We start from the raw sequence: 21,956 nt of genomic DNA, 5'->3' as shown, positions 1-21,956 counted from the left end.
TTAACAGAATTTTCAGTTTGAGGAGTGACTGTTCGAAGAGCGTTCGGGAAGTCTCTATAGGTAGATCGCCCTTTGATAGTTAGTTGATCGTTGGTTGGTCGGGGTTTGATCGGCTGGAGACTACCAGCCCCCCTCTTACCAATGATCAACCAACTATCTACCACCGGTCAATTCTACAACACTTCCCGAACACTTCCCGAACACTTCTCTAACACGCTCTAAAACCAATTACCAGCAAAAGAAGATTCACTTCTATTTATATTGGCATTTAAAGGCGTTAGAATTGAGCCTCTTAGTAGTGTTACTAAAGATTTCAGAACAGTAAAAACATTTACTGTCACCGCCAGGAACAGCACAAAAAAAACTTACTATGTAAGTGTACATTACCGGGATGCAATATTTATAGGCGGACTGGTACAATTGCTCGCGCTTGATTCCAAAGACGGATCTTTACTTTGGAAAGACAACTTGAATCAGAACTTCGTATACTCCAATGTTGTACATACCAACCAGCAAACGACATTACATGTTGCGAAAAAAAATCCAACGACTTGAAGACTCTTTTCATTTTTTGTTGGGACAACAGGACAAATTCCTAACCACTTTTTGTATGACTTAACAGAAATTCATCAGCTTAGACATATAACCTATAGCTAATGCAATATTTCCGGAGGGATTCACTACATTCTTCGATATATTTATTCATATAATAAGTAAATATTTTCAATGCCGGACGTTGTTCGTCATTTCACAAGCAGACATTTTCCTTATTAAACAATAATCTTTATGAAACGCAATTCATTTCTGAAAATTATTTTAGCAGCCGCTGGGTCCCTGACTACTCCCTTTGCTGCTATGGCAAAAAATGATAAGAAAGATAGAGGAAATAAAGCCATTAAAGTTGTCTCTGGAGAAGACCGCTTCGGTAAGCCTATATCTTTATTTACAGGAGACACCTTTTACACAAAGGTGTCTACCACTGACACTGATGGGGATGTATATGTATTTGAGTCAACAAGGGTAAAAGAAGGTGGCCCTTCCTTTCATTTGCATTACGAACAGGATGAATTTTGGTATATACTCAAAGGAGAGTTTTTATTTAAAGTAGGTGAAGAAACCTTTACCGCCAAAGCGGGCGACACTGTTTTTGGCCCCAGGATGGTGCCTCACGCTTTCGCAAAAGTTGGCAAAGGAGAAGCCAAAATATTGATGTTTTATCAGCCCGCTGGTAAAATGGAAGCAATGTTTAAAAAAATCAGCGAGGGTGCAAGCAAGAATATTAAGACAGACGAAGAAAAGGACAAATTCTTTCACGAGTATGGACTAAAATTAGTAGGACCGCCACTTACTTATTCGAAATGGTAACATTCCAGCATGAACGCAATAAAGAGTGATGAAAATTATGTACTGTAAACACCTAATTAACAAATCGCGCCTGTAACAAATGCTGTGTCACACCATCTGCTGAACCCATTGACTTCGCCAGGCCGGCGCCTCGAAAGCATCTGCGAAATACTGCGTCTCATGGATGACCTTACCATTGCGAAACTCCATAATGCTCACAGTGTATGCTCGTTGCTCCTGGTAGGTGATTGTGTATTCTGTTATCCAGAGATCGCCTTTGCCGAGAATTCGCTTTATATTGAAGCCTGACGGCTTACCCGGATGATGACTCCGCAAGGCCTGCAAATTGCTACGTCCGAGGATTCGTTCGCCAGACTGTGGATAATCACAGATGGCGTCGTCATCGTAAATATCATGTTCCGCATTTGCATCACCGGCTGCCGACGCATGCCAATGCGCATTTAGGGCTTCACGTATTTGTTCTTCATTATTTGTTGTCTTCATTTATTTATAATTTAATTATTGATCGGGTTGATTAAGTGGCAAGCAAGTTTGTGAAGAACAAAAGTACGGATATTGACATTAGGGTAACTGACATCCTAAAATTGTACTATCCATTTTTTGCCTTTGCTTTACTGCGCAAAAAGACTGCATACATGTAATATAGCTTTGTAAAATCATTCATAGATAGATTACAATTATGCCAAAAGGTCATCTAATAAGAACACCAAATATTTATACCGGAAATTACAGGAAACTGATGAAGGCTGCCGGGAAGGAAGATTTGGAAACTATGGAAAGGCTTGTAAAAGAAGAGAATATGAATCTGGACTATGCTGATCCTTTTCATGGAGTAAGTTTGCTTAATTGGTGTATTTTTAGTGGAAAGATAAATTCCTTTGAGAAACTGTTAGAATTAGGCGCGGCCCCTAATTGGCAAGATACTCCCACCCTTTATACCAACCCTTTTCCTTTACCTATTATTGATGCTGCTAAAGAAGGGTCGACTTCAAGATTTCTAGAACTACTTTTAAAATATGGAGCTAATCCCAATCCTTTATCAGAGAGCGAGCTAGGTTATCAAAATCAAACACCATTGCTGGCCGCAGTTTCTTATCATCTGTGGGATAATGTAAAAATACTTGCAGAAAATGGAGCAGATGTTAATTTGACTAATGGCTCGATGGTGACTCCATTAGCAGAAGCTTTTGTTAACTATGATATAGAAATGGCTAAATATCTGATCGATCATGGCGCTGATTTTAATAACCTGAAATTTTCAGCAAAAACTATTGCTCTGGATGAAAATACACGACAAATACTTAATAGTTATGGTTCTCCAATAAATATAGGAGAATTGAACATTCTGGATTTTCTTCGGATGCTTCAATTCTCATTAGATTCTGAGGAATATAAAATTAAAATGGAAGTAGTCCGTTTTCTGCAAATTCAGGGATTGGATTATTGGAAGTACCCTATTCCGGAGGATGTAAGAAATGAACATGAAGGTGATCCGGAATATCTTTTGAAATATTAAGATTCAATTTTTCGTAGTGTAATGAGAGCTTTTTATCGGGGCTAGATTCAAACCAGTACAATTCCAAACTCAATAATTACTCCTTATTTAATAAATTGGTCAGATTCGATTTAAACCACTTAGTTTTTACCAAATCACTTATGCTATAACTAAACTGTCGCAAATAAGTTTTGTTATAATAACTTTTCATACTAAAAAAAGGATAGAAGGAATCGAAATCATTGCTTTCTAAAGATGATAAAATCATCGAGATGTCTGTATCGTTTTTTATACCTTCTTTAAACTCAATATAACTTTGACGGGCAACGGCAATCTTAGCTGCAATTTGAAGAAGGTTCCTTTTTTTTTGTTCAATGATTTCCTCTACATACATCTCTTTATTATATCCACTCCACCCTAATTCTGCCAAATTATCCGGATGATAAATATAATTTTCAAATGCATAATACTTGAGTATCCTCAAATTTGGAAATTTAGCCTGAATAGCAGTTATTTCAGTATCCTTTAAGTAATCTCTATCTCTTAAACCAAGTTTACTTGTATCTCCTTTTATCGTTAAAAATACTTCTCTACTATCATTTGCAGGCAGAAAAAAATATCCTGCCTCATTTAATGCCAGGTTATAATGTTTGTCATTCTGATTTTCGGCTATTACTAGTTTATATCCTTTCAGGATATTTTTCATTGTTTCTTTAGGTAACGCAATTTCATATACTTCCATGCTTTCCTTGGGTTCTGGTAGTATAACCTGAGGGATATCAAAATTCAGTAAATCCAAATCAACAATAGAAGCATTGTCTGCATTCCTTGCAAAATCAATAAAACCTAAAGCGTGAGAAGCCGTCCATAACTGAGCATTATCAGGAATCCAAACATTCACAATCTCAGCAAGCAGTCTCGATTGAAGAGATGTATTAAGATGACAGTCCATCTCATCAATGTAAATAATGGCATCTTTATAGTACTCTTTTCTTACTATAAAGTTTAAAAGAAGAATAACAACCTGCTTTTCACCATGACTTAAAAGATCATATTTTATTTTAGAATTTCCTTTCCGGAATATCAATGTACCACTACTCTGTGGACTAGGGTTTTCAAATTCTGCAATCTGAATTGTCGTTGATGCATCTCCTCCTAAAATATTTATTAATGAAATATTCAACGGCTGAATAAAGTCCTGAAATATTTTCAGTGTATCCGCAGATTTACCACTAAACACAGGTTCTCTAAGTGCATTATCAATCTGCTGGATATACATTGAAATATCATTAACAAATCGATCATCTACATCAATGAATGATTTTGGGGCATCCGTATTAGACTTAATATGCTTACTATCTCCAGTGTCTGTAATTCTTGGAACAATACGTATACTTGACCGCCCTATCATTTTTTGAGTAACAGTCCCTGATATATTTTCAGATGCACCAGTAGGTAGTCCTATTCGACTTCCATTAGAAAAAGTTACATTAACTTCAGGTGTAAGTTTGTTTTTACTATAATAAGGCCCAAAATCAGTGTCGTCAATAAGAATAAACTCTTTGTCAACGGTTATTCGCTGCCTGACAAAATCCAAACCATCAAAGACAGATGATTTCCCTGAACCATTAGAACCAATTAGCAATACTAGTTTTGAAGTTGATGGTATGTTATCAATCGTCAAATCTGTAAACCGCTTAAAGTTTCTGAGCTCAAGTTTGGTAATTTGCATATTTAAAAAATAATATATTTCTATAAGGAAATGATGTGAGCAGATTAAAACCAAAAAGGCCAACTGTAATCAGTTGGCCTTTTTTAAGTCGGGACGACTGGATTCGAACCAGCGACCTCTTGCATCCCTTAATACCATAATGATAACAGGAATGTCATATAAGCTCTGATAAATCGTTTATTATTAATGACTTATGTAAAAAGATCTTCTCATCCTAAATACTAAATCCAGAAAGGATTTAATACTGTTCCTACAATTTCCGTTAATCCCTTACCCAAGAGTAAGAGTCGCAAATATAGTAATATCAAAATTATTATAAATAAAATTTAGGCGTTCTGTTCCATCTTACACAGAGAATTATATGAAATCTATTTCAATATCCCTGCAAAAGACGGAGCCTCAAAATATGTCATAGACAAACAAATTATAAAAAAGAATAGCTTCAATCCAATATTTTTTTATCCAGTTTTTCAATATTTGTGAAGAAAAAGTCATTGGGTTCAGCCCATTTTTTTGTTTCATTTGCCCATATCTGATAATTAGACTTATCCTTTCTTTTGAAATATTCAAAGGCTATATTATAGGCGATTTCGGCTTTCATTTTTTTATCATTACAATCAGACATAGCTTTTGAGCAACTGGTAGTTGCCTCCTGCAGACGCTCAAGTTTTATTAACGCATAAGTGAACTCCTTGTAAACATAGCAAGTTTTCTCTTTAACATTATCGAGTAGCGTAAAAGCTTTCTCGTATTGTTTGGTGGCATTATAAGAATATGCCAGTTCTGATACAAGATCTTTATACCCAGGCTCTATCTGCATTGCCCTCTCTAAGAAAGAAAGCGCTAATTCCGGCTTATCCCATTCATTATAAATATATCCCCAGGTATATAAATGCTTCGCAGACGTCGTATCAGATTTATAATTATTCAGCCAATCTGGTATAACAGGCAATTTTAATTCTGATAGTTTACTTTCCGGTATTATTGCAACCTGCCTGCCACCAGGTATTAATCGTACTTTAAGCGTTCCATCAATTTTAATCCCGGGACCAAGCTGAAATTTCCCATCTGTCGTAATTTTAAAATCACCTCCATAATGCATCGTTGGTCCTGCTTGCGGGTCTATATATACAAAGCCAAAAGTATAAGAGCTATCCTTACCGGGATATGCAATCCATCTATCTTCACACTCAATGTAACTCTTATTGAATTCAAGAAGTGATTGAGCAAATAAACTATTAGAGAACAACAATAGACACAGAATATAGAATTTCATATTTGTAGTTAATAATGTCATAGATAAGAAGTACTCGCAAACGCTTACTCCACACCTCTTACCTGCATCTGCAATGTGTATACAGCTTCAGATGCGGTAATGAACAATGTTTGCCGATCCTTCCCGCCAAAACAGACATTGCCGGTCCAGTTTGACGGAACCGGTATATTTCCCAGCTTTTCACCATTGCTGTTGTACACAGTCACACCCTTTCCGGTAATATACAGATTACCTTCATTATCCAGCGTCATCCCATCAGATCCCTGGGGAACGAACTCCCTGCGACCTTTCAGGCTACCATCACCATTAATCTCATAACGATAGGTCTTATTTGCCTGTATATCGGCTACATACAGATATTTGCCATCCGGTGTCCCTACAATGCCATTAGGTTTTACAATACTATCTTCAACTATGATGGCCTCACTTTTTCCCTTGGGCAGGTAATATACTTTCTGACCGGAAATATCAGGCTGTTTACGGTCCCAGTATTCACGCTGGTAATAAGGATCAGTGAAGTAGATACCTCCTTTGGGGTCAATCCATAGATCGTTAGGCCCGTTCAGGCGTTTGCCTTCAAAATGACTAAGCAACACTGTCACCTTTTTGTCCGGGCTAATAGACCATAGCTCATTTTTTTCATCAGCACATGAAATGAGGTTACCTTGCTGATCAAAATATAAGCCGTTTGAACGGCCGGTCTTATCCATAAATAAGGATAGCTTACCGTTTCTATCGTAACGCCATATCTTATCATTAGGCTGATCAGTAAAGTAAATATCTCCCTTTTTATTAACAGCCGGACCTTCTGAAAAAGCAAATTTCTCAGGCAGCTTTTTTAGTTCAGCGCCTGGCGCAACTACCCTGATTGCAGGTGACTGCTGACCAGCTACCCTGGCTCCTGTCACTGCAAGAATTAAACAAAGTAATATTAAAGTGCGGGTTATGTTCATATGATTATTTATAGAAAGGTAATAACTGCAGGCCAGATTATGGCATACTACCTGATATAAGATCTGTTCACATAAAAATACTTCTCACCATTCAACTGACACTCCATTCTCGTCCACTCTCCTGTTGCATCATAAACGTAGGTATAGGTAAATCCTGCCATGTCTCCTTTTTTGAGTGATGCAATTAATCCCTTTTCATTATAGGTAAACGTATAGGGAATACCTCCCCCCATCATGCCTTTGAATTTCGTTACCATAAAGATCAACTGATCTTTTTCATTATAGGTATAATCAATTGCTTTATTTACCACAGTAGTATCACGACCATATTCCTCACATTTCTCCACCTTTCCTTTCTTTGTCAGCTGGTAAACTTTCTTTTCGACAATACCTCCATCTCTGGTACTGTGCAAATAAGAAATTCTTCCATTATGGGTATAACTAACATGGCGATCTAATATCCTGGTACCAACAGCCTGTAATGAGCTCTTCGTCAGTATTCTGCCTTTTGCATCCAGTTCGTAAATTTCCTTTGGGCCAGAGTTAATATTTCTTCCATTCTCCACACTCACTGTGTTATTGGCATATGAAAATGTAGAAGAAGACACCCTGGTTTGACTTCCCAAAGGCATAACCGATTGGATGTACACAAAACGGCCGCAAGTATCAAGTTTTGTGATCAGCGAGTCTTCCAGGGCCAGATGGCCATCACTTTTATAATAATGAGCAGAAGCAACTACCTGCTTATATTTAACATCAGGCTTGTATAATGGAATATCAGCTTCATCCAGCTGGAAAAGTGTTTCCATTGTATATTCTTTTACAGTCTGTGCTTTGCCAACCAGTGGAAAGAGGTAGCAAAATAAAACAGCAGTTTTTATATAACGCATAGGTTGGGATAATTGCTTTCAAAGATAGTCAATATCCTTTTGTAATAATACATCATACAGATTGTCTCAAACACCCCTCTTAAATGTCGCTTTCGCACTACAAAAGTTCTCTCTCGAAATAATAGTTTTGTAAAACGATGGACAACACTTAAAACCACTTAAAATAAAATGTTATGTCTAAAAACAATGTTTCATTACACAGGGTTATAAAAGCATCACCTGAAAAGGTTTACAAGGCGTTTACTGATGCAAATGCACTCGCATCCTGGCTGCCTCCATATGGCTATCTTTGTACTGTCCATTCATTAAATGTACAAGTGAATGGAACTTATAAAATGTCATTTCATAATTTTTCGACCGGTGGTAGTCATTCATTTGGTGGGGAATATCTCGAGATTAAACCCAATGAGTTTTTAAAATACACTGATAAATTTGATGATCCCAACCTTCCCGGTGAAATAACAACCTCTGTCTGGTTACAAAAAGTTTCGGTTGGTACAGAAATAAAGATTTTGCAGGAAGATATTCCGGCTGTTATACCTGCAGAAATGTGTTATTTAGGTTGGCAGGAATCCCTGGAAAAACTGATTAAGTTAGTTGAACCAAATATTCCTGATATGTAATTCTTTAAATCAAATTTCCTTGATGTAATTTCAAAGAGAAGGAATGAAGTATATTTTTATCTTTGAAATAACCATCCCAGAGGAAATGAAAAAAGCGCTATTTACCTGTTTCTTTCTTATTGTCAATGTAGCTGCATATAGTGCCGTTGACAGCCTGATAGTACGTACAACGGCCGGTCTGGTACAAGGCTCCGGAGGAGATATACATGTATTTAAGGGGATACCATACGCAGCACCACCGGTAGGTAACCTACGCTGGAAGGAGCCACAACCTGTGACACCCTGGGAAGGTGTGCGTAAATGCACAGTGTTTGGCCCCAATGCCATGCAAATGCCTCCTATACCGTCGAATGCTTATGGTCCGGAGATACTGATACCAAAAGAAGGACAGATCAGCGAAGATTGCCTGTATTTAAATATTTGGGCACCCGCTCAGCTGAATGGTAAAAAAAGGCCGGTGATTGTTGTCATACATGGTGGTGGTTTTACTGCCGGTTCCGGTTCTATAGCACTATTAAACGGCGAAGAGCTGGCTAAAAAAGGTGTAGTTGTAGTATCCATTAATTACCGGCTGGGTATTTTCGGATTCCTGGCGCATCCGGAGTTGTCTGCGGAATCACCCCACCACGTATCTGGCAATTATGGCATCCTTGACCAGATAGCCGCGCTTAAATGGGTGAAAGAGAATATAACCTCCTTTGGAGGCGACCCGGACAATATCACGGCTCAAGGTGGCTCTGCAGGTTCCTGCTCTATTCAGGTTATGGTAGTCTCTCCGTTGGCGAAAGGGTTGTTCAGAAGAGTGATTTCAGAAAGTGGCTCATCGTTTAAGCCAGAAGTTACTCCTCAGCTGAAAGATGCAGAACAGGAAGGACTCACTACGATGAACAAACTATCTGCACATACCACAGCAGAAATGCGAGCCATCCCAGCAGACAAATTATTGGAGAATAACCCAAGGCGGCCTCCTCTGATCGATGGTTACGTCTTACCTGATAGGCAGATCAATATCTTCCTGCAGGGAAAACAAAACGATGTGGATCTGTTGATAGGCTATAATGAGGGGGACGGCTTCATGGAAGAAGCTCCCTTGCCGGCAGCTACCTTTATTGCAGAAGCAAAAAGAAAATTCGGCAGCAGCGCTGATACCTTCCTACGGATTTACCCGGCAGGAAACGATGAAGAGGCCGCACAGTCACAGCAACATATATCCCGTGATCTGACATTTGCCTGGGAAAGTTATATCTGGGCCAAGCTTCAGTCTCAAAAAGGACAATCTAAGGTATACTTCTATTACTTCAGGCGTGGCGCTCCCGGTCAACCCTATTATGGCGCTTTCCACGGTTCGCAGGGAGCCTATGCATTTCATAACCTGCACAAATGGGACCGGCCATTTGAGGCCTGGGACGAGACGCTGAGCAAAGACATGAGTTCCTACTGGGTCAATTTCGCGGCGACAGGTGATCCTAATGGTAAGAATCTGCCTGATTGGCCCCGGTTCATTGCTCAGGGGACAAAGGTGCTTGAATTGGGAGACCAGATAAAAGTAAAACCTCTCCCGGCCATGCCGTCTTTTGGTTTTTTTGAGAAAGATCCACGGGTAGCTTTAACTGGTACAAAAAAATAACGAACTCCTCCATACTATTCCCTGTTCGTTGAGATTGATCTCAACTGTCTTCTCATTCTTACAAAGCTGGCGCCTACCATATACCCGACATTAAACTGCAACCTTACACCACTATAGCTTGTCAAACCTCCTATTGAAGGCGTATAATCAGGGCTCCACAGGTACTTTACCGACATATCATAAGTAAGTCGGCGCCCCAGTCTGGAAAAGATTCCCGGCCCGGCCTCAAGGGCAAACTTTTGCTGTGAATAATCGGTGGTATTCATACCGCTACTCATACTCCCCTTGAACCGGATCAGTGTCGTATTCACCGCACCTGCCCCGAACATGAAATATGGTTTAGGTTCTGCAGTTAGTTTTGTTCTTAGAAAGGCCCTTTTTGACTGAATAAAACCAACGTTCGCGTCATCAGCTTCTCTGATTACGTCTTCATCCAATACAGCGATCTGCGCCCTTAGTTTGCTCTTATAACGCTCATTGTAAAGGCCGCCCAGACCAAACTTTATATAGGCAAAGTTTGAAAGGATCATGCCCGTACTACCGGTAATATGCATAGATGATGATCCTGATGTTAAAGAAGTAAACTTTTCAGTTCTATTCATTTGTATCTCTATCCCTACACGATGCTTTTGTGAAATGAAATGCTCTGAAGACAACCCGAATATAAATTTCCGTTCCGAGATATTCACTCTTGTATTAAGATCTTCGGCCCCTTTAGCATACCCGGCAACAAACATAGATCCAAGGGACACGCTAATAATACGATTCCCTACAAATTCATCCAGTATCTGATCAGAAAGATCATGTTTTATTCTGCTGTACATCTTATCGTAACGTTCCAAGCGTTCGATCTCCCATTCATAATCTTTTTCATTCAGTAGTTTTCGTCTCTTAATATAATACATTGAATCAGCGGGCATCTCTCCCACCGTCAGCCGGAAGCGTGGATTCTTTCGTTTCATTCTGTGAAACCGGAATACAGCATCTCCCAAAAAGGTAGTCCCAATCTGCATGGATGGCATCATAAAGAGCATACCAGGGAAAGTGGTAAAATATTCCGGCATGAACGACATAGTTGGCATCATAACGGCGCCTTTAACGGCACCGTCTACACTTCTGTTCAACGCCCTGAACGATGTTATATCTACAATCTTAACAGTATCGAAGTCTAATGACCCCAGAGGTAAAGGAATCGGCAAAGGGATAAAAGGAGGGCGTTTTACAAAGATCAATGCACTATCCGTTATTGCTACCAGATTAGATTCGATATAATAAGTATGACGGTTAAAATCACTTCTTATCAATGGTTGTTCCATCACCCTTTTTCCATCCGACCAGAACCATAATTTTATAAAACTCCCTTGTTTGACAGTATCTTTAGTACCGGTTTTATTGTTTTCTTCGATTAAGATCTTTTGCATACCGTTAACCTGTAAAGGCGGTGGTAACGGACGCTGAGCATATCCTTCGCAACACAATGACATAAGCATCAGCATTCGTAACAAAAATTTCATAGTATATCTTTAGTAATCCCTTACAAATCTATAGTGTGAGATCTTTGCTTAAAAAACAAATGGGAGAATCCGCCTAAAATAATGGAGAACCGGCAGATAGTTGTTTTGTTACATCGCGATAAGTCTCACCAATAGGGAATTGCTTATTTCCTATGAAGATATAGCGGCTATTATAGGATGTTACCTTTGATAAGTCGACAATATATGACCGGTGTATCCTGGTGAATCTCCGGCCTGACAATTTTGATAAGATCTCTTTCATGGACATCATTGAAAGGATAGGTCTGGGACAATTATCTGTATAGATCTTTACATGATTATTTAGTCCTTCTATATACAATATTTCAGACAACGCGATCTTCTTAGTCTGATATTCTGATCTGACACTAAGGAAAGATGTATTATGCTGATGGAAAGCCATAAAATGGCTGGCTTTCTGAGTCGCCTGCAAAAAGCGCTCCGTGCTGATCGGCTTTAACAGATAGTCCAGCGCTGCCACCTCAAAGCCCTGAACAGCGTAATTACTATAGGCTGTGGTAAAGATGACCATAGGCTTTGTATTAAGCGATCTGTAAAAAGACAAACCGTCAATATCTGCCATTTCAATATCCAGGAATATAAGGTCTACTGTGTTGTTGTCGAGATATTGTCTGGCCAGCGCAGTACTGGTAAAGGTACAGGCCAGTGTTATATGATTCAGGGGTTCACTGTAAGCTTTCAGTATGTCGAGAGAAAGCGGTTCATCATCAATAGCAATACAATGTAACATCGTTTAGAGTTTTATTTCCAGTTGAACAACAAATTCATCCGACAGTTCGCTGATAAACAAATCGTGCCGGTCGTGATATGCTAAGTCCAGCCGGCGCCTGACGTTACTGATACCTATCCCTTTATGATCATCATCCTGATTACGAAGGACAATCGTATTTTTCGATCTGAATCTAAGTACCTCTTCGGTGAGGTCAATAATAATGCTCATCCGTGTTTCCTGGTTGCCCGATATTCCATATTTGAAATTATTCTCTATAAATGGTATCATTAATAATGGGACAATAGTCAATCCCGTAGCAGTACCATTTATTTCAAAGGTTACGCTGTTATTACTCCCCAGTCGCATCTGCTGCATCTTTACATATCCACACATGTAAGCAATTTCCTTTTCCAGCAATACCTTTTCGTCCTCACTGTCATACAACACATATCGCATCATTTGTGACAGCTGTAATATAGCAGATGCAGTATTATCAGATTGCCGGATCGCCAAAGCATAGATGCCATTTAAAGTATTGAAGAAAAAGTGAGGATTGATCTGATTCTTAAGTAAAATCATCTCCGCAGCATTTTTCTGCATTTCTATTTCCATCTTATCCCGTTGCGATTGCTTCCATTCATTATGCTTATGTAAGATATAAGAAAGCATAAAGGCCAGTGTGAGCATCAGTAATGGACCGATGGGCATGACCAATGAATCAACAAAGTGAAAATGTAGCGCTAACCAGTTTAAAACAATATTACACGCAGAAGGGATAAGAAGATAGATACAGGCTGTCAGCAATAATGAAATCGTATAGTGTACATATTTTCTTTTAAGATTAAATGAAGGAATGAAATAATAGTAATTCAGATAATATCCTGCAGCAGCCAATATATTATTTAGAACCAGTGACCGGGAGAATTCTTCTGCATTTAAATGAATACGCGCTCCTAAAGACGGCATTGTGAAAACCGGGAAACTGACAAATCCCGCAAGGAAAAGAAGGTGAGTAAGAATGACAGATATCCTTGTTTTCATGACTGCAAAATAGTCAGTCTTTGAGAGGAAAACTTTATTATAGACAAAGAGTTAAAAAGGTTCGACGTAGTGGCATATTCCGGAGATAAAAGCAGAGCTGTCCGGATAAAGGCCAACATAACAGGGATAGGCTTTAGTACTGCCTTCATGCTCCCTCGCTTGCACTTACCTGAAAAATGTAACATCCGTTTAACAAATATTTATAAAAATAATGCTATAAAAAGCCTAATATTATTGTTATCCATCTATGTTAATCTCTGGTTAACGCATTTGCATGTACGAATTTTTAAATTAAAATATCTTTAGTTTTGCTGCGATTTTCAAACCCAAAACAATCTCCACATGAATCGTTATGAAACCATGGCTGATGCAGAACTGATGCTCAGATTAAGCCAACGAGACAAAAATGCGAGGAGCTATATATATGACAAGTACTTTGCACCTCTATTCTCACATGCAAAAAATATGCTGGGAAGTGATACTTATGCCAAAGATGTTGTTCATGACGCTTTCTTCTCCATGTTAGCCAGGAAAATGCGCTTCCTTTCTGAACGTCAACTTAAGGCATTTTTATACACTTGCGTACAGAATAATATTATTACTCAATTTCACAGAAAAAAGCGATTTCAGAGCCACCTGCAAGATGTAATGCAACGGTCCAATATCTCAATAGATAATCAGGAATTGGATATTCTCTACAATAATATAGTTGACGAGGCGATTAAAGAAATGCCTGAGAAGATGGGCAGAATCTTCAAAATGAGTTTTAAAGAATATCTGGATGCCAAAGAGATCGCTGAGAGAGTCGGGATTAGTGAAGAAGGTGTGAAAAAACACCTATATAACGGGTCACTGAAGTTGCGGGCCTGGATCAGGATGCGTTTTTTCTTATGTCTAATGCTAATGATCCTCTTGTTATCTAAGTGATAAAAAAAAATTCATTATGACTTGCCGATTTATACCCCCTTGTTTGTTTTAGTATGTAGAACCAATCATACAAAAAATATTGTCATGCTGAAAAACAGATTCATCTGGCCTATTAATTGGCCACACCCGGGCAGTAATTAGCCTATAGCTAAATTATATCTGATGATATACTCCTCCTCATGGCGGGAGATGGCTATGCCATGCTTAAAAAAACATACTAATAACAAATTATTTATGAAACGGCTCTGGATAACCGGATTTTTTTGGATCACTATTACCTATAGCATAGCGTATATGTTGATGTCAATGGCTAGCAGTAATCTCAACTGGTATCAGTTTTTACTTGTTATGTTGCTGTTGCCAGGTATTCTCGTGATACTGGGTTTAATTATACTTGCCCGTCCTGGCAGCATGAACAGTACAGAAATCCTGGAGGTAATCAAATACATTTTGTGGTTGATTTACCATACGATAACATCATTATTTAGAAGAAAAGACAATGATAATAGCTAAAACTTAAACAAAATGATCATTATGACCCCACATGATGGAAACAACTTACTTAAAAGGTACCTGGATGGTCAATGCAGTGAATACGAATCTGCAGTTGTGAAAACATGGTACAATGAGATTGCGTTGAAGAATACGCAAAAACCAGATTTTGAAACGACCGAACATTTTAAAACAAAGTGTTGGCAAAGGCTTATTAACGAGGAAAGAAGAATCGGGAGAATACGGATCGTTAAAAATATTTCTATAGCTGCTGCTGCTGTAATCGCGGGTATGGTGATTCTAACCAACAAGTATTTATTAAATAACGACTATCATAATGCTACCGTTAACGTCATTAAGGACATCCCACCAGGTAGTAATAAAGGTACGCTGATATTAACCAATGGAACGCATATAGATTTGCAGACTGCTCCAAATGGACAGTTAGCCTTATTAAATGGTGTAAGTATTAACAAGGTGGATGACAAACAGATTGTGTGTCAATACGTCCAGAGTGCAGTTAATAACAGTGATACAGCGACGAATGTACTGCAGGTCCCTAACGCCGGTCAATATAAGATAACCTTGCCGGATGGAAGTATAGTTGAATTGAATGCCGCTACAACCTTACGTTTTCCTACAGCATTCAGGAAGAACGGTAGAACTGTGACGTTAACTGGGGAAGGTTATTTTGTAATATCGAAAGATCAGAACAGCCCATTTGAAGTTAATAGTAATAACCAGACGGTAAAGGTGTTGGGAACTACTTTTAATATTAGCTCTTACACCGGAGAAGCTGTACTAACTACCCTGGTAGATGGCAAGATCGTAGTTCGTAATAACTCATCTCAGGTTTCTAAAAATTTGATACCTGGCCAGCAGATGGTACTTAGTGAACAGCATTCACTTCTGAAAGACATAAATGTCGATGAAGTTATTGCATGGAAAAATGGTTTTTTTATTTTCAATGAAACACCGCTTAGTGAAGCGCTGAAACAGATTAGCAGATGGTACGATGTAAGGATTGATACGAGTAGCATTAAAGACGATAAAGTGATCAATGCGGAATGCCGCAGGAGTGATTTATTACTCAAGGTGCTAGAAAAGGTTGAACGTGCATCAGGAATTAAACTTTCTCTTGATGGACGTGTTGTGAAAGCAATTTAGACCGAATAAATATTTCCATCATCTTCTCCCTCATTTGCAAGTAACCAAGTATCAGACTTAGGCCTGAAACATGGATTTGCTTTTGAGGGATTTATTTTATTAAATCCCTACTGAATCTTAACGATGCTAATGGTAGAGTATTAATGCGATTTTTATGCGCAGCCAGCAGAGTTTTATTAAAATATTAACAAAAAATTATACAACAGCATGAAGTCCTTTCTATTGTTGATGTGTCTTATTTTAGGATATGCTAAACAAATAAATGCCCAGGAAATAAGCGAGAATACCAAAAATCGATCTTTATGGGATGTAATGGTAAGCATAAGGAAGCAGACAGGTTATACGTCTGTTTACGAAGAGATCAAGCAACCAAAATCAATTAAGCCTGGTAATATTAGCATTCAAAATGTACCTCTGAAAGAAGGACTTGATAGGATCTTTGAGAAAACAGATTATGATTATTCAATTACGGATAGTACCATTTATATTCATTTTAAAGTTAAACCCGGTTCCAGCTTTCCTGATAAAACGGATAAAAATATTGGGAAACCGGCAGTTAAAGATACGCTGAGAGGTACTGTTTTTGAACTGAACAATAATAGAGTCCCCGGGGCCAGGGTTACGGTAAAGAGCAGCAAAAAGGCTGTAAGTACTGATGGAAATGGTCATTTTGTTTTAACAGACATCCCGGAAAACGGCATTGTAATCATTAGAAGTTTAGGTTTTGAAGATAAGGAAGTAAAATATTTTGTTGGTAAAGAGTTGAACTGTTCTTTAATACGTTCTACCACGCTGATGAATGAACATGTTGCAAAGGGATATTACTTTACCCGCAAAGAATTAAATACAGGCAGCGTTGTGATCATAGCGGGAGCAGATATTCAAAAACAGCCTGTGGGTAGTCCATTGACGGCAATATCCGGACGAGTAACCGGAGTATATATTTCTGAAAATTCCGGTCTTACAGGAGCAATGGCAAAAATAACCATCAGAGGGTTAAACAGCCTTCAGAATGAAAACGATCCATTATATATTGTCGATGGCGTACCGTACTATAGTGCTTCTTTTTCCCAGGTAATAAATGCTGCAGGGAGCTTAACTCCATTTTCTTATCTCAGATCAGAAGATATTGTAAACATAACTGTGTTAAAAGATGCCGATGCTACAGCTATTTATGGTTCAAGGGCCGCAAATGGAGTAGTTTTTATTACGACAAGAAAGGCACTTCCCGGCAAAACTACAGTATGTCTTACCGTTTCACACGGCTACGGTAAAGTAATAAGAAGGCTGAAACTGATGAACGCTGAGCAATATCTGACAATGAGACAAGAAGCCTTCCGGAATGATCATACATCTGCGGGGCAAACTGATTATGACCTTAATGGGAGCTGGCATTCATCCGGTAGCATCGATTGGCAAGATATGTTAATTGGTGGAATCGCAAATACTGACAAAGAAATCCTGACTGTAAGTAGTAAAAAAGGGCCAATATCATTTTTGCTTGATCTTGCCCGACATAGTGAAGGAACAGTATATCCTGGTTATAATGTGAATAGGACAACTTTTGTGAAAGGAGTTCTTCAATATGACACAGGTACTTTTAAAGTAAGCTTAAACTTGAATTATGCGAATAGTTACACGGATTTACCACAGACTGATTTTACACAGAAAATTTTTATGGCACCTCACGCACCAAATATTTTCGATGGTTCAGGTCACCTGAACAATGAAAATGGTACATTCCTGAATCCTTTGGCCACAGCACTTAACAGGTCCTACTCGTTTTCGAATAATGTCCTGGCTAATCTATCTATTTCCGGTCCTTTATATCGCGGTATAAAATTTAAGTTAAATGCAGGGTACTACGCTACCCATTTCAGAGATGAGGCAATAAGCCCTTTTAGCTTATACCAGGTGCCTAATGAAAGTAATATAGCAACTTATTCACTGGGCTCAAATAAGCTCAATTCATGGATATTGGAACCACAGTTGAATTTTGATACACTAATAGATAAACACTCGCTCAACATCCTGACTGGTGTCTCGGTTCAGAGAAGTGATCAGCAACGATATTTACTGAATACAGCCTGGTCTCCCAATGAAGAATTTATGACCAGTTTTAATAAGGAATTGTTGAAGTTAATTCCCAATACCAGTAAATACAGTTATGGATCTGTTTTTATGCGGTTGGGATATAATTATGCGGAAAAGTATGTCGCAAACTTCACGGGTAGATATGAAGGGAGCAGTAAATTTGATCCCAAAAAAAGATATGCATTGTTTGGCGCTTTTGGTATTGCATGGCTTTTTTACAAAGAACGTTTTTTTAAAAACCATTTGCCTTTTATTACTTTCGGTAAGCTTCGGGCTAGTATTGGCACGACGGGGAATGACCAGATAGCAGATAATCGGTTTGTAAGTACGTATACAATTGTACCTGGTACCTTTGGTAGTTCCGGTTTACTTCCAACTCAGGGTAGAAGCTCATTGTATTGGTGGGAGATTATTAATAAATCGGAAATTGCTCTTGAGCTGGGGATCAGGGATTTTCTTTTTTTAGAAATGTCTTATTATCGCAACTGGAGTAAAAATCAATTGGTAAAATCTCCAATATCAGCAGTTACAGGCTCCGAATGGATGACCCAAAATCTTCCAATCGTTACAGAAAACAAAGGTTTTGAATTGGCAATGTATACTGCAGATATATCCCTGGGTCCAATAAATTGGCGAAGCTCGTTTAATATTACTATCCCTTCAAATGAACTAAAATACTACCCGGGTATTTCTTCGTCTAAATATGCAGGTGAATTTGCCGTAGGGCATCCGCTGACTGTTCGCCCACTGTATCATTTTAAATATGTGGATAAAGAAACTGGTCGTGCTGTTTTTGATGATCTGGATGGAAATGGAAAATTAAATAAGATGGATGAGCATTTTGAGTTTACAGGACAGAAATGGTTTAGTGGTTTTAGTAATAGTTTTACCTATAAGGGGATTAGCATCGACATTTTTCTGCAGTATGTTAAACAGAGAAGCTATGATTTCGTAAGTCTGGGAACTCCTGGTAAGTTCCTAACCAATGGTGCAAGCCAAACAACTTATTTGCTGGGCAGATGGAGTAAACCAGGTGATCATGCATCTTATCCCCGTTATTCCGCATTGAATGAGGATATGGATCAGAATATCATAGATTTCAAACACAGCGATGCGATGCTAAAGGACGGTTCATTTTTTTTGCTGAAAAATCTGTCTATTTCCTTGTGTATTCCTGCTAAACTGTACAAACGTACAATTCTTCAAAATATAAGCCTTCACTTGCAAGCGCAAAACCTGTTTATGATAACCCGGTTCAGTGGTCTTGATCCGGCAACAGCGCAAATAGCTGTTAGACCTTCGCTACCAGCTATGAGGTTTGTCAATTTTATGATAAAGGCTTCACTTTAAAATTCCATTTATGAAATATATATCTATACTACTTACTTTATTATTATTTTCCTGTAATCTGTGTGATCAGTTTTTTAACGAGAAAATAGAAAGTGACCGGATAAAATCCGACGAAGTTTATCGGGATAAAGATTTAGCAAATGGAACATTCAGAGGGTTAGCAGCAAGTATGCATGATCACTTGTATGCATCTCCGTATTGTTTAGCATCTTTTACCGGCCTTTACGGAGACGAATTGATTAATCCCTCCAATCCTGATGAAAATCAAATCTACCGAAACAATATCGATTCTAAATCAAATTTGTACAATGAGAAGTTCTGGATAGCTGCCTATAATTTTATACTCGCTGCTAACATAACAATAGAGGCCTGTCCCAACTCACATAATTTGAGTGATGCATTAAAAAAGCAATTGATTGGTGAGATGTTTTTCATTAGAGCCTACTGGTTCTTCTATCTGGTTAATTTTTATGGTAATATTCCTCTGCCCTTGACACCAGATGTAGACAAAAATAAGTATTTAGGTCGTTCTCCAATTACAGAAGTGTATAATCAGATCGTTTCAGATTTAGATACCGCACAGTCTCTTCTTGATGAGCATTATGTTGGAGGAGATGGTGTGACCTATACAAACGAACGTTTAAGACCCAATAAGGCAACTGCAACCGCAATGCTGTCCAGGGTTTATTTATACATGCGCCGCTATAGCGAAGCGGATTCAATGGCGACTATGCTTATTAACAATAATAGGGACTATTCAATGGAACCCATTAAAAAGGTTTTTTTAAGAGCGAGCCGTGAGACGATATGGCAGCTTGAGGCAGGTACACCTAATTCATCTAATATCAATACTTCAGAAGGTAATAAGTTCATTCTAAGTAATTCCCCGTTTAGTAACAGCAGGATTAGTATCAGTAATAGCTTGTTGCTACAGTTTGAGGAAGGAGATGAACGCAGGAAAGAATGGGTGGGCACTTTTTCAGATCAATATGTAGTTCCTGCAAGAAACTATTATTTTCCTTATAAGTACAAGATTATTAATGGTGATAAACAGGAAGAATGCTCTATAGTTTTCAGACTGGCTGAGCAGTACCTGATTCGGGCTGAGGCAAGGGCATATACGGGTAATCTGTCAGGTGCAGTAGCAGACGTTAACATGATTAGGGTGAGAGCTGGTTTGCCGCCCATCAAGGCTGACAGCTATAGCCTGAAAATGCTACTGACTACTATTATGAAAGAGCGGCAGATTGAGTTATTTGCTGAACAGGGGCTTAGATGGTTTGATCTTAAAAGGACCGGACTTTTAGACGCTGTAATGACGGCTGCGAATCTGTTAAAAGAGCGGACATGGATTCCTACTATGAAGTACTGGCCTATTCCGGAGAGCGAACTGATTAAAAATCCTAATCTGGTTCAAAATGAGGGATACAATTGAAGATGATCAGGAACCAGTGACGGCTGGTTCCTGATAAACAGTCACGGTTTTACTGGATAAAATTGGATTCCGGATTGCATATACACCTGGTAAGTGTTACCATTCCAGGAGGTATAAATGCATCCATAACCTGTTTCCGGACAATCGTAAGGTACGTAGACGGAAGTGTACACGCCGCCACTGTATACATACCCCATAAAGGCCTTTGCTTTGGTTGCGTGAGCTGCACCTGCAGCTCCGAGAGTAAGAAGTACTGCAACCAGTAATTTTGCTTTGTTCATAATGATTGATTGAAGATGAAGGATTGTGCCTACTCTATAGGTTTTCGGCTTCCCCTGTAAAGATGTATGTTGAATGTTGGAACCTGGTTTGCAAGTAAATTCCAAGAATGGACAGGATCAAAAAGAACAGATTGAAAAGAAGATGTTGCGGCCAGGTCAAATTCCGGATAATTCCCCCGCAGGTGCATGGTCTGGAGGAGGTAAAAAAAAGTACATAGCTTACATAGAGCGTGAACAGTATCATAAGGGCCAGCGAACCCAATAAGCCTCCTTTACTGGTTTTGTCGGAAAGTAATAATCCTGCTACTAACAACTCTGTACTGGGTACGAGGATGGCTATGATTGTGGCATAATTGCTTAAAAGTGGAGATCTTTTAAGGTCATACAGATAGTAGTCGTAAGCCATGAGCTTACTGAAGCTGGCATACATGAATAAAAAAAAGAATGCATACTTGATCGAAGCCAGAACTATTCTGCTTTTCATGGTTATGAGGTTATATTTTGAGAGAAATGCTTTTTTTGAGAGGAATGGTTGTCGATGCAACTGGGTGCAGATTGACAACAACGCAATATTTACCCCGGCACCTCCGGAATTAAATACGTCATTTGATCTTTTTAATAGTACTATTTGCAGTACCTTCTAGGTACTTGTGATTGTTTTCATAAATGCGGAAGATTTAATAAGAATCTTGCTTGAAAATCTAATGCCCCCTTTACTGATCTTTTGATTTTGGTTAATTGTCCCCTGAAATAAATGCTGATATCAAGAAATTCGAACAAACATGCTTATACTAAGATAACGAAATCTGGAACAAAATGGGCATTGCGGACAAGGTGGGATGAAATTAGATATACTGATTTCTTATATCATGACTGGTATTAACTGATAAGGATTATTAATTTATGTTCATATGTTATAAACGCTCAAATGAACTTTTTAAGA

Annotated in this window: 19 protein-coding genes; 9 read left to right on the top strand and 10 right to left on the bottom strand. The window is 38.6% G+C overall.

Going from position 1 to position 21,956, the window contains the following annotated elements; all coding sequences use genetic code 11:
- Positions 1-261: 261 nt before the first annotated feature.
- Together BMW86_RS24320 and BMW86_RS24315 are read left to right on the top strand one after the other, a co-directional pair.
- On the top strand, positions 262-555 hold the full coding sequence (locus tag BMW86_RS24320; protein WP_089784852.1) for a hypothetical protein: 294 nt from the start codon (positions 262-264) through the stop codon (positions 553-555).
- Between the two features lie 231 nt (positions 556-786).
- Positions 787-1,365, top strand: coding sequence for a cupin domain-containing protein (locus BMW86_RS24315; RefSeq protein ID WP_089784850.1), 579 nt, complete (start codon positions 787-789; stop codon positions 1,363-1,365).
- Positions 1,366-1,452: 87 nt separating this feature from the next.
- On the opposite strand, the gene BMW86_RS24310 is transcribed toward BMW86_RS24315, so the two are convergent.
- Positions 1,453-1,848 carry a nuclear transport factor 2 family protein gene (locus tag BMW86_RS24310; RefSeq protein ID WP_089784848.1) on the bottom strand — a complete coding sequence of 132 codons (396 nt, stop codon included), beginning with the start codon at positions 1,846-1,848 and terminating at the stop codon, positions 1,453-1,455.
- Between the two features lie 196 nt (positions 1,849-2,044).
- Between BMW86_RS24310 and BMW86_RS24305 the strand changes: the two genes are divergently transcribed.
- Entirely contained in the window at positions 2,045-2,881 is an 837-nt protein-coding gene (locus BMW86_RS24305) for an ankyrin repeat domain-containing protein (RefSeq protein WP_089784846.1), read from the top strand.
- Between the two features lie 76 nt (positions 2,882-2,957).
- Here the strand turns inward: BMW86_RS24305 and BMW86_RS24300 are convergent, their stop codons facing one another.
- The 4 genes from BMW86_RS24300 to BMW86_RS24285 form a co-directional block, all read right to left on the bottom strand.
- Positions 2,958-4,592 carry an AAA family ATPase gene (locus BMW86_RS24300; protein WP_089784843.1) on the bottom strand — a complete coding sequence of 545 codons (1,635 nt, stop codon included), beginning with the start codon at positions 4,590-4,592 and terminating at the stop codon, positions 2,958-2,960.
- A 442-nt stretch (positions 4,593-5,034) separates the two neighbouring features.
- On the bottom strand, positions 5,035-5,868 hold the full coding sequence (locus BMW86_RS24295) for a tetratricopeptide repeat protein (RefSeq protein WP_089784840.1): 834 nt from the start codon (positions 5,866-5,868) through the stop codon (positions 5,035-5,037).
- A 44-nt stretch (positions 5,869-5,912) separates the two neighbouring features.
- Positions 5,913-6,821, bottom strand: coding sequence for an SMP-30/gluconolactonase/LRE family protein (locus tag BMW86_RS24290; RefSeq protein ID WP_089784839.1), 909 nt, complete (start codon positions 6,819-6,821; stop codon positions 5,913-5,915).
- A 47-nt stretch (positions 6,822-6,868) separates the two neighbouring features.
- A complete protein-coding gene (locus BMW86_RS24285; protein ID WP_089784838.1) occupies positions 6,869-7,711 on the bottom strand; it encodes a hypothetical protein in 843 nt (280 codons plus the stop codon).
- A 173-nt stretch (positions 7,712-7,884) separates the two neighbouring features.
- Between BMW86_RS24285 and BMW86_RS24280 the strand changes: the two genes are divergently transcribed.
- Both BMW86_RS24280 and BMW86_RS24275 read left to right on the top strand, forming a co-directional pair.
- On the top strand, positions 7,885-8,334 hold the full coding sequence (locus tag BMW86_RS24280; RefSeq protein WP_089784837.1) for an SRPBCC family protein: 450 nt from the start codon (positions 7,885-7,887) through the stop codon (positions 8,332-8,334).
- An 85-nt stretch (positions 8,335-8,419) separates the two neighbouring features.
- Positions 8,420-9,961, top strand: coding sequence for a carboxylesterase/lipase family protein (locus BMW86_RS24275; protein WP_089785791.1), 1,542 nt, complete (start codon positions 8,420-8,422; stop codon positions 9,959-9,961).
- A 14-nt stretch (positions 9,962-9,975) separates the two neighbouring features.
- On the opposite strand, the gene BMW86_RS24270 is transcribed toward BMW86_RS24275, so the two are convergent.
- The 3 genes from BMW86_RS24270 to BMW86_RS24260 all read right to left on the bottom strand — a co-directional run bounded on the left by BMW86_RS24270 (position 9,976) and on the right by BMW86_RS24260 (position 13,267).
- Positions 9,976-11,475: a hypothetical protein gene (locus tag BMW86_RS24270; protein ID WP_143056683.1), complete on the bottom strand. Its 1,500-nt coding sequence runs from the start codon at positions 11,473-11,475 to the stop codon at positions 9,976-9,978.
- Between the two features lie 73 nt (positions 11,476-11,548).
- Positions 11,549-12,244, bottom strand: coding sequence for a LytR/AlgR family response regulator transcription factor (locus BMW86_RS24265; protein ID WP_089784835.1), 696 nt, complete (start codon positions 12,242-12,244; stop codon positions 11,549-11,551).
- 3 nt (positions 12,245-12,247) lie between these two features.
- Positions 12,248-13,267, bottom strand: a complete 1,020-nt coding sequence (locus BMW86_RS24260; protein ID WP_089784834.1) for a sensor histidine kinase — start codon at positions 13,265-13,267, stop codon at positions 12,248-12,250.
- 342 nt (positions 13,268-13,609) lie between these two features.
- Here BMW86_RS24260 and BMW86_RS24255 point away from each other — a divergent pair, with 342 nt between their 5' ends.
- The 4 genes from BMW86_RS24255 (at position 13,610) to BMW86_RS24235 (ending at position 20,732) form a co-directional block, all read left to right on the top strand.
- Positions 13,610-14,194: an RNA polymerase sigma factor gene (locus BMW86_RS24255; RefSeq protein WP_089784833.1), complete on the top strand. Its 585-nt coding sequence runs from the start codon at positions 13,610-13,612 to the stop codon at positions 14,192-14,194.
- A gap of 534 nt (positions 14,195-14,728) precedes the next feature.
- Positions 14,729-15,853 (top strand): FecR family protein, encoded by a 1,125-nt coding sequence (locus BMW86_RS24245; RefSeq protein WP_177189375.1) that lies wholly within the window; start codon positions 14,729-14,731, stop codon positions 15,851-15,853.
- 207 nt (positions 15,854-16,060) lie between these two features.
- Complete coding sequence (locus BMW86_RS24240; protein WP_089784827.1) at positions 16,061-19,297, top strand: SusC/RagA family TonB-linked outer membrane protein; 3,237 nt, start codon at positions 16,061-16,063, stop codon at positions 19,295-19,297.
- A gap of 10 nt (positions 19,298-19,307) precedes the next feature.
- Positions 19,308-20,732: a RagB/SusD family nutrient uptake outer membrane protein gene (locus BMW86_RS24235; protein WP_089784824.1), complete on the top strand. Its 1,425-nt coding sequence runs from the start codon at positions 19,308-19,310 to the stop codon at positions 20,730-20,732.
- Positions 20,733-20,773: 41 nt separating this feature from the next.
- Here BMW86_RS24235 and BMW86_RS24230 read toward each other — a convergent pair whose 3' ends face one another.
- Complete coding sequence (locus tag BMW86_RS24230) at positions 20,774-21,013, bottom strand: hypothetical protein (RefSeq protein WP_089784822.1); 240 nt, start codon at positions 21,011-21,013, stop codon at positions 20,774-20,776.
- Between the two features lie 34 nt (positions 21,014-21,047).
- Entirely contained in the window at positions 21,048-21,443 is a 396-nt protein-coding gene (locus BMW86_RS33390) for a MauE/DoxX family redox-associated membrane protein (RefSeq protein WP_089784819.1), read from the bottom strand.
- Between the last annotated feature and the right edge of the window lie 513 nt (positions 21,444-21,956).

This window comes from Chitinophaga sp. YR573, assembly GCF_900110995.1.
Taxonomy (GTDB): Bacteria; Bacteroidota; Bacteroidia; order Chitinophagales; family Chitinophagaceae; genus Chitinophaga.
The sequence above is the reverse complement of the archived record's forward strand: the minus strand, read 5'-3'. Positions and strand labels throughout refer to the sequence as shown.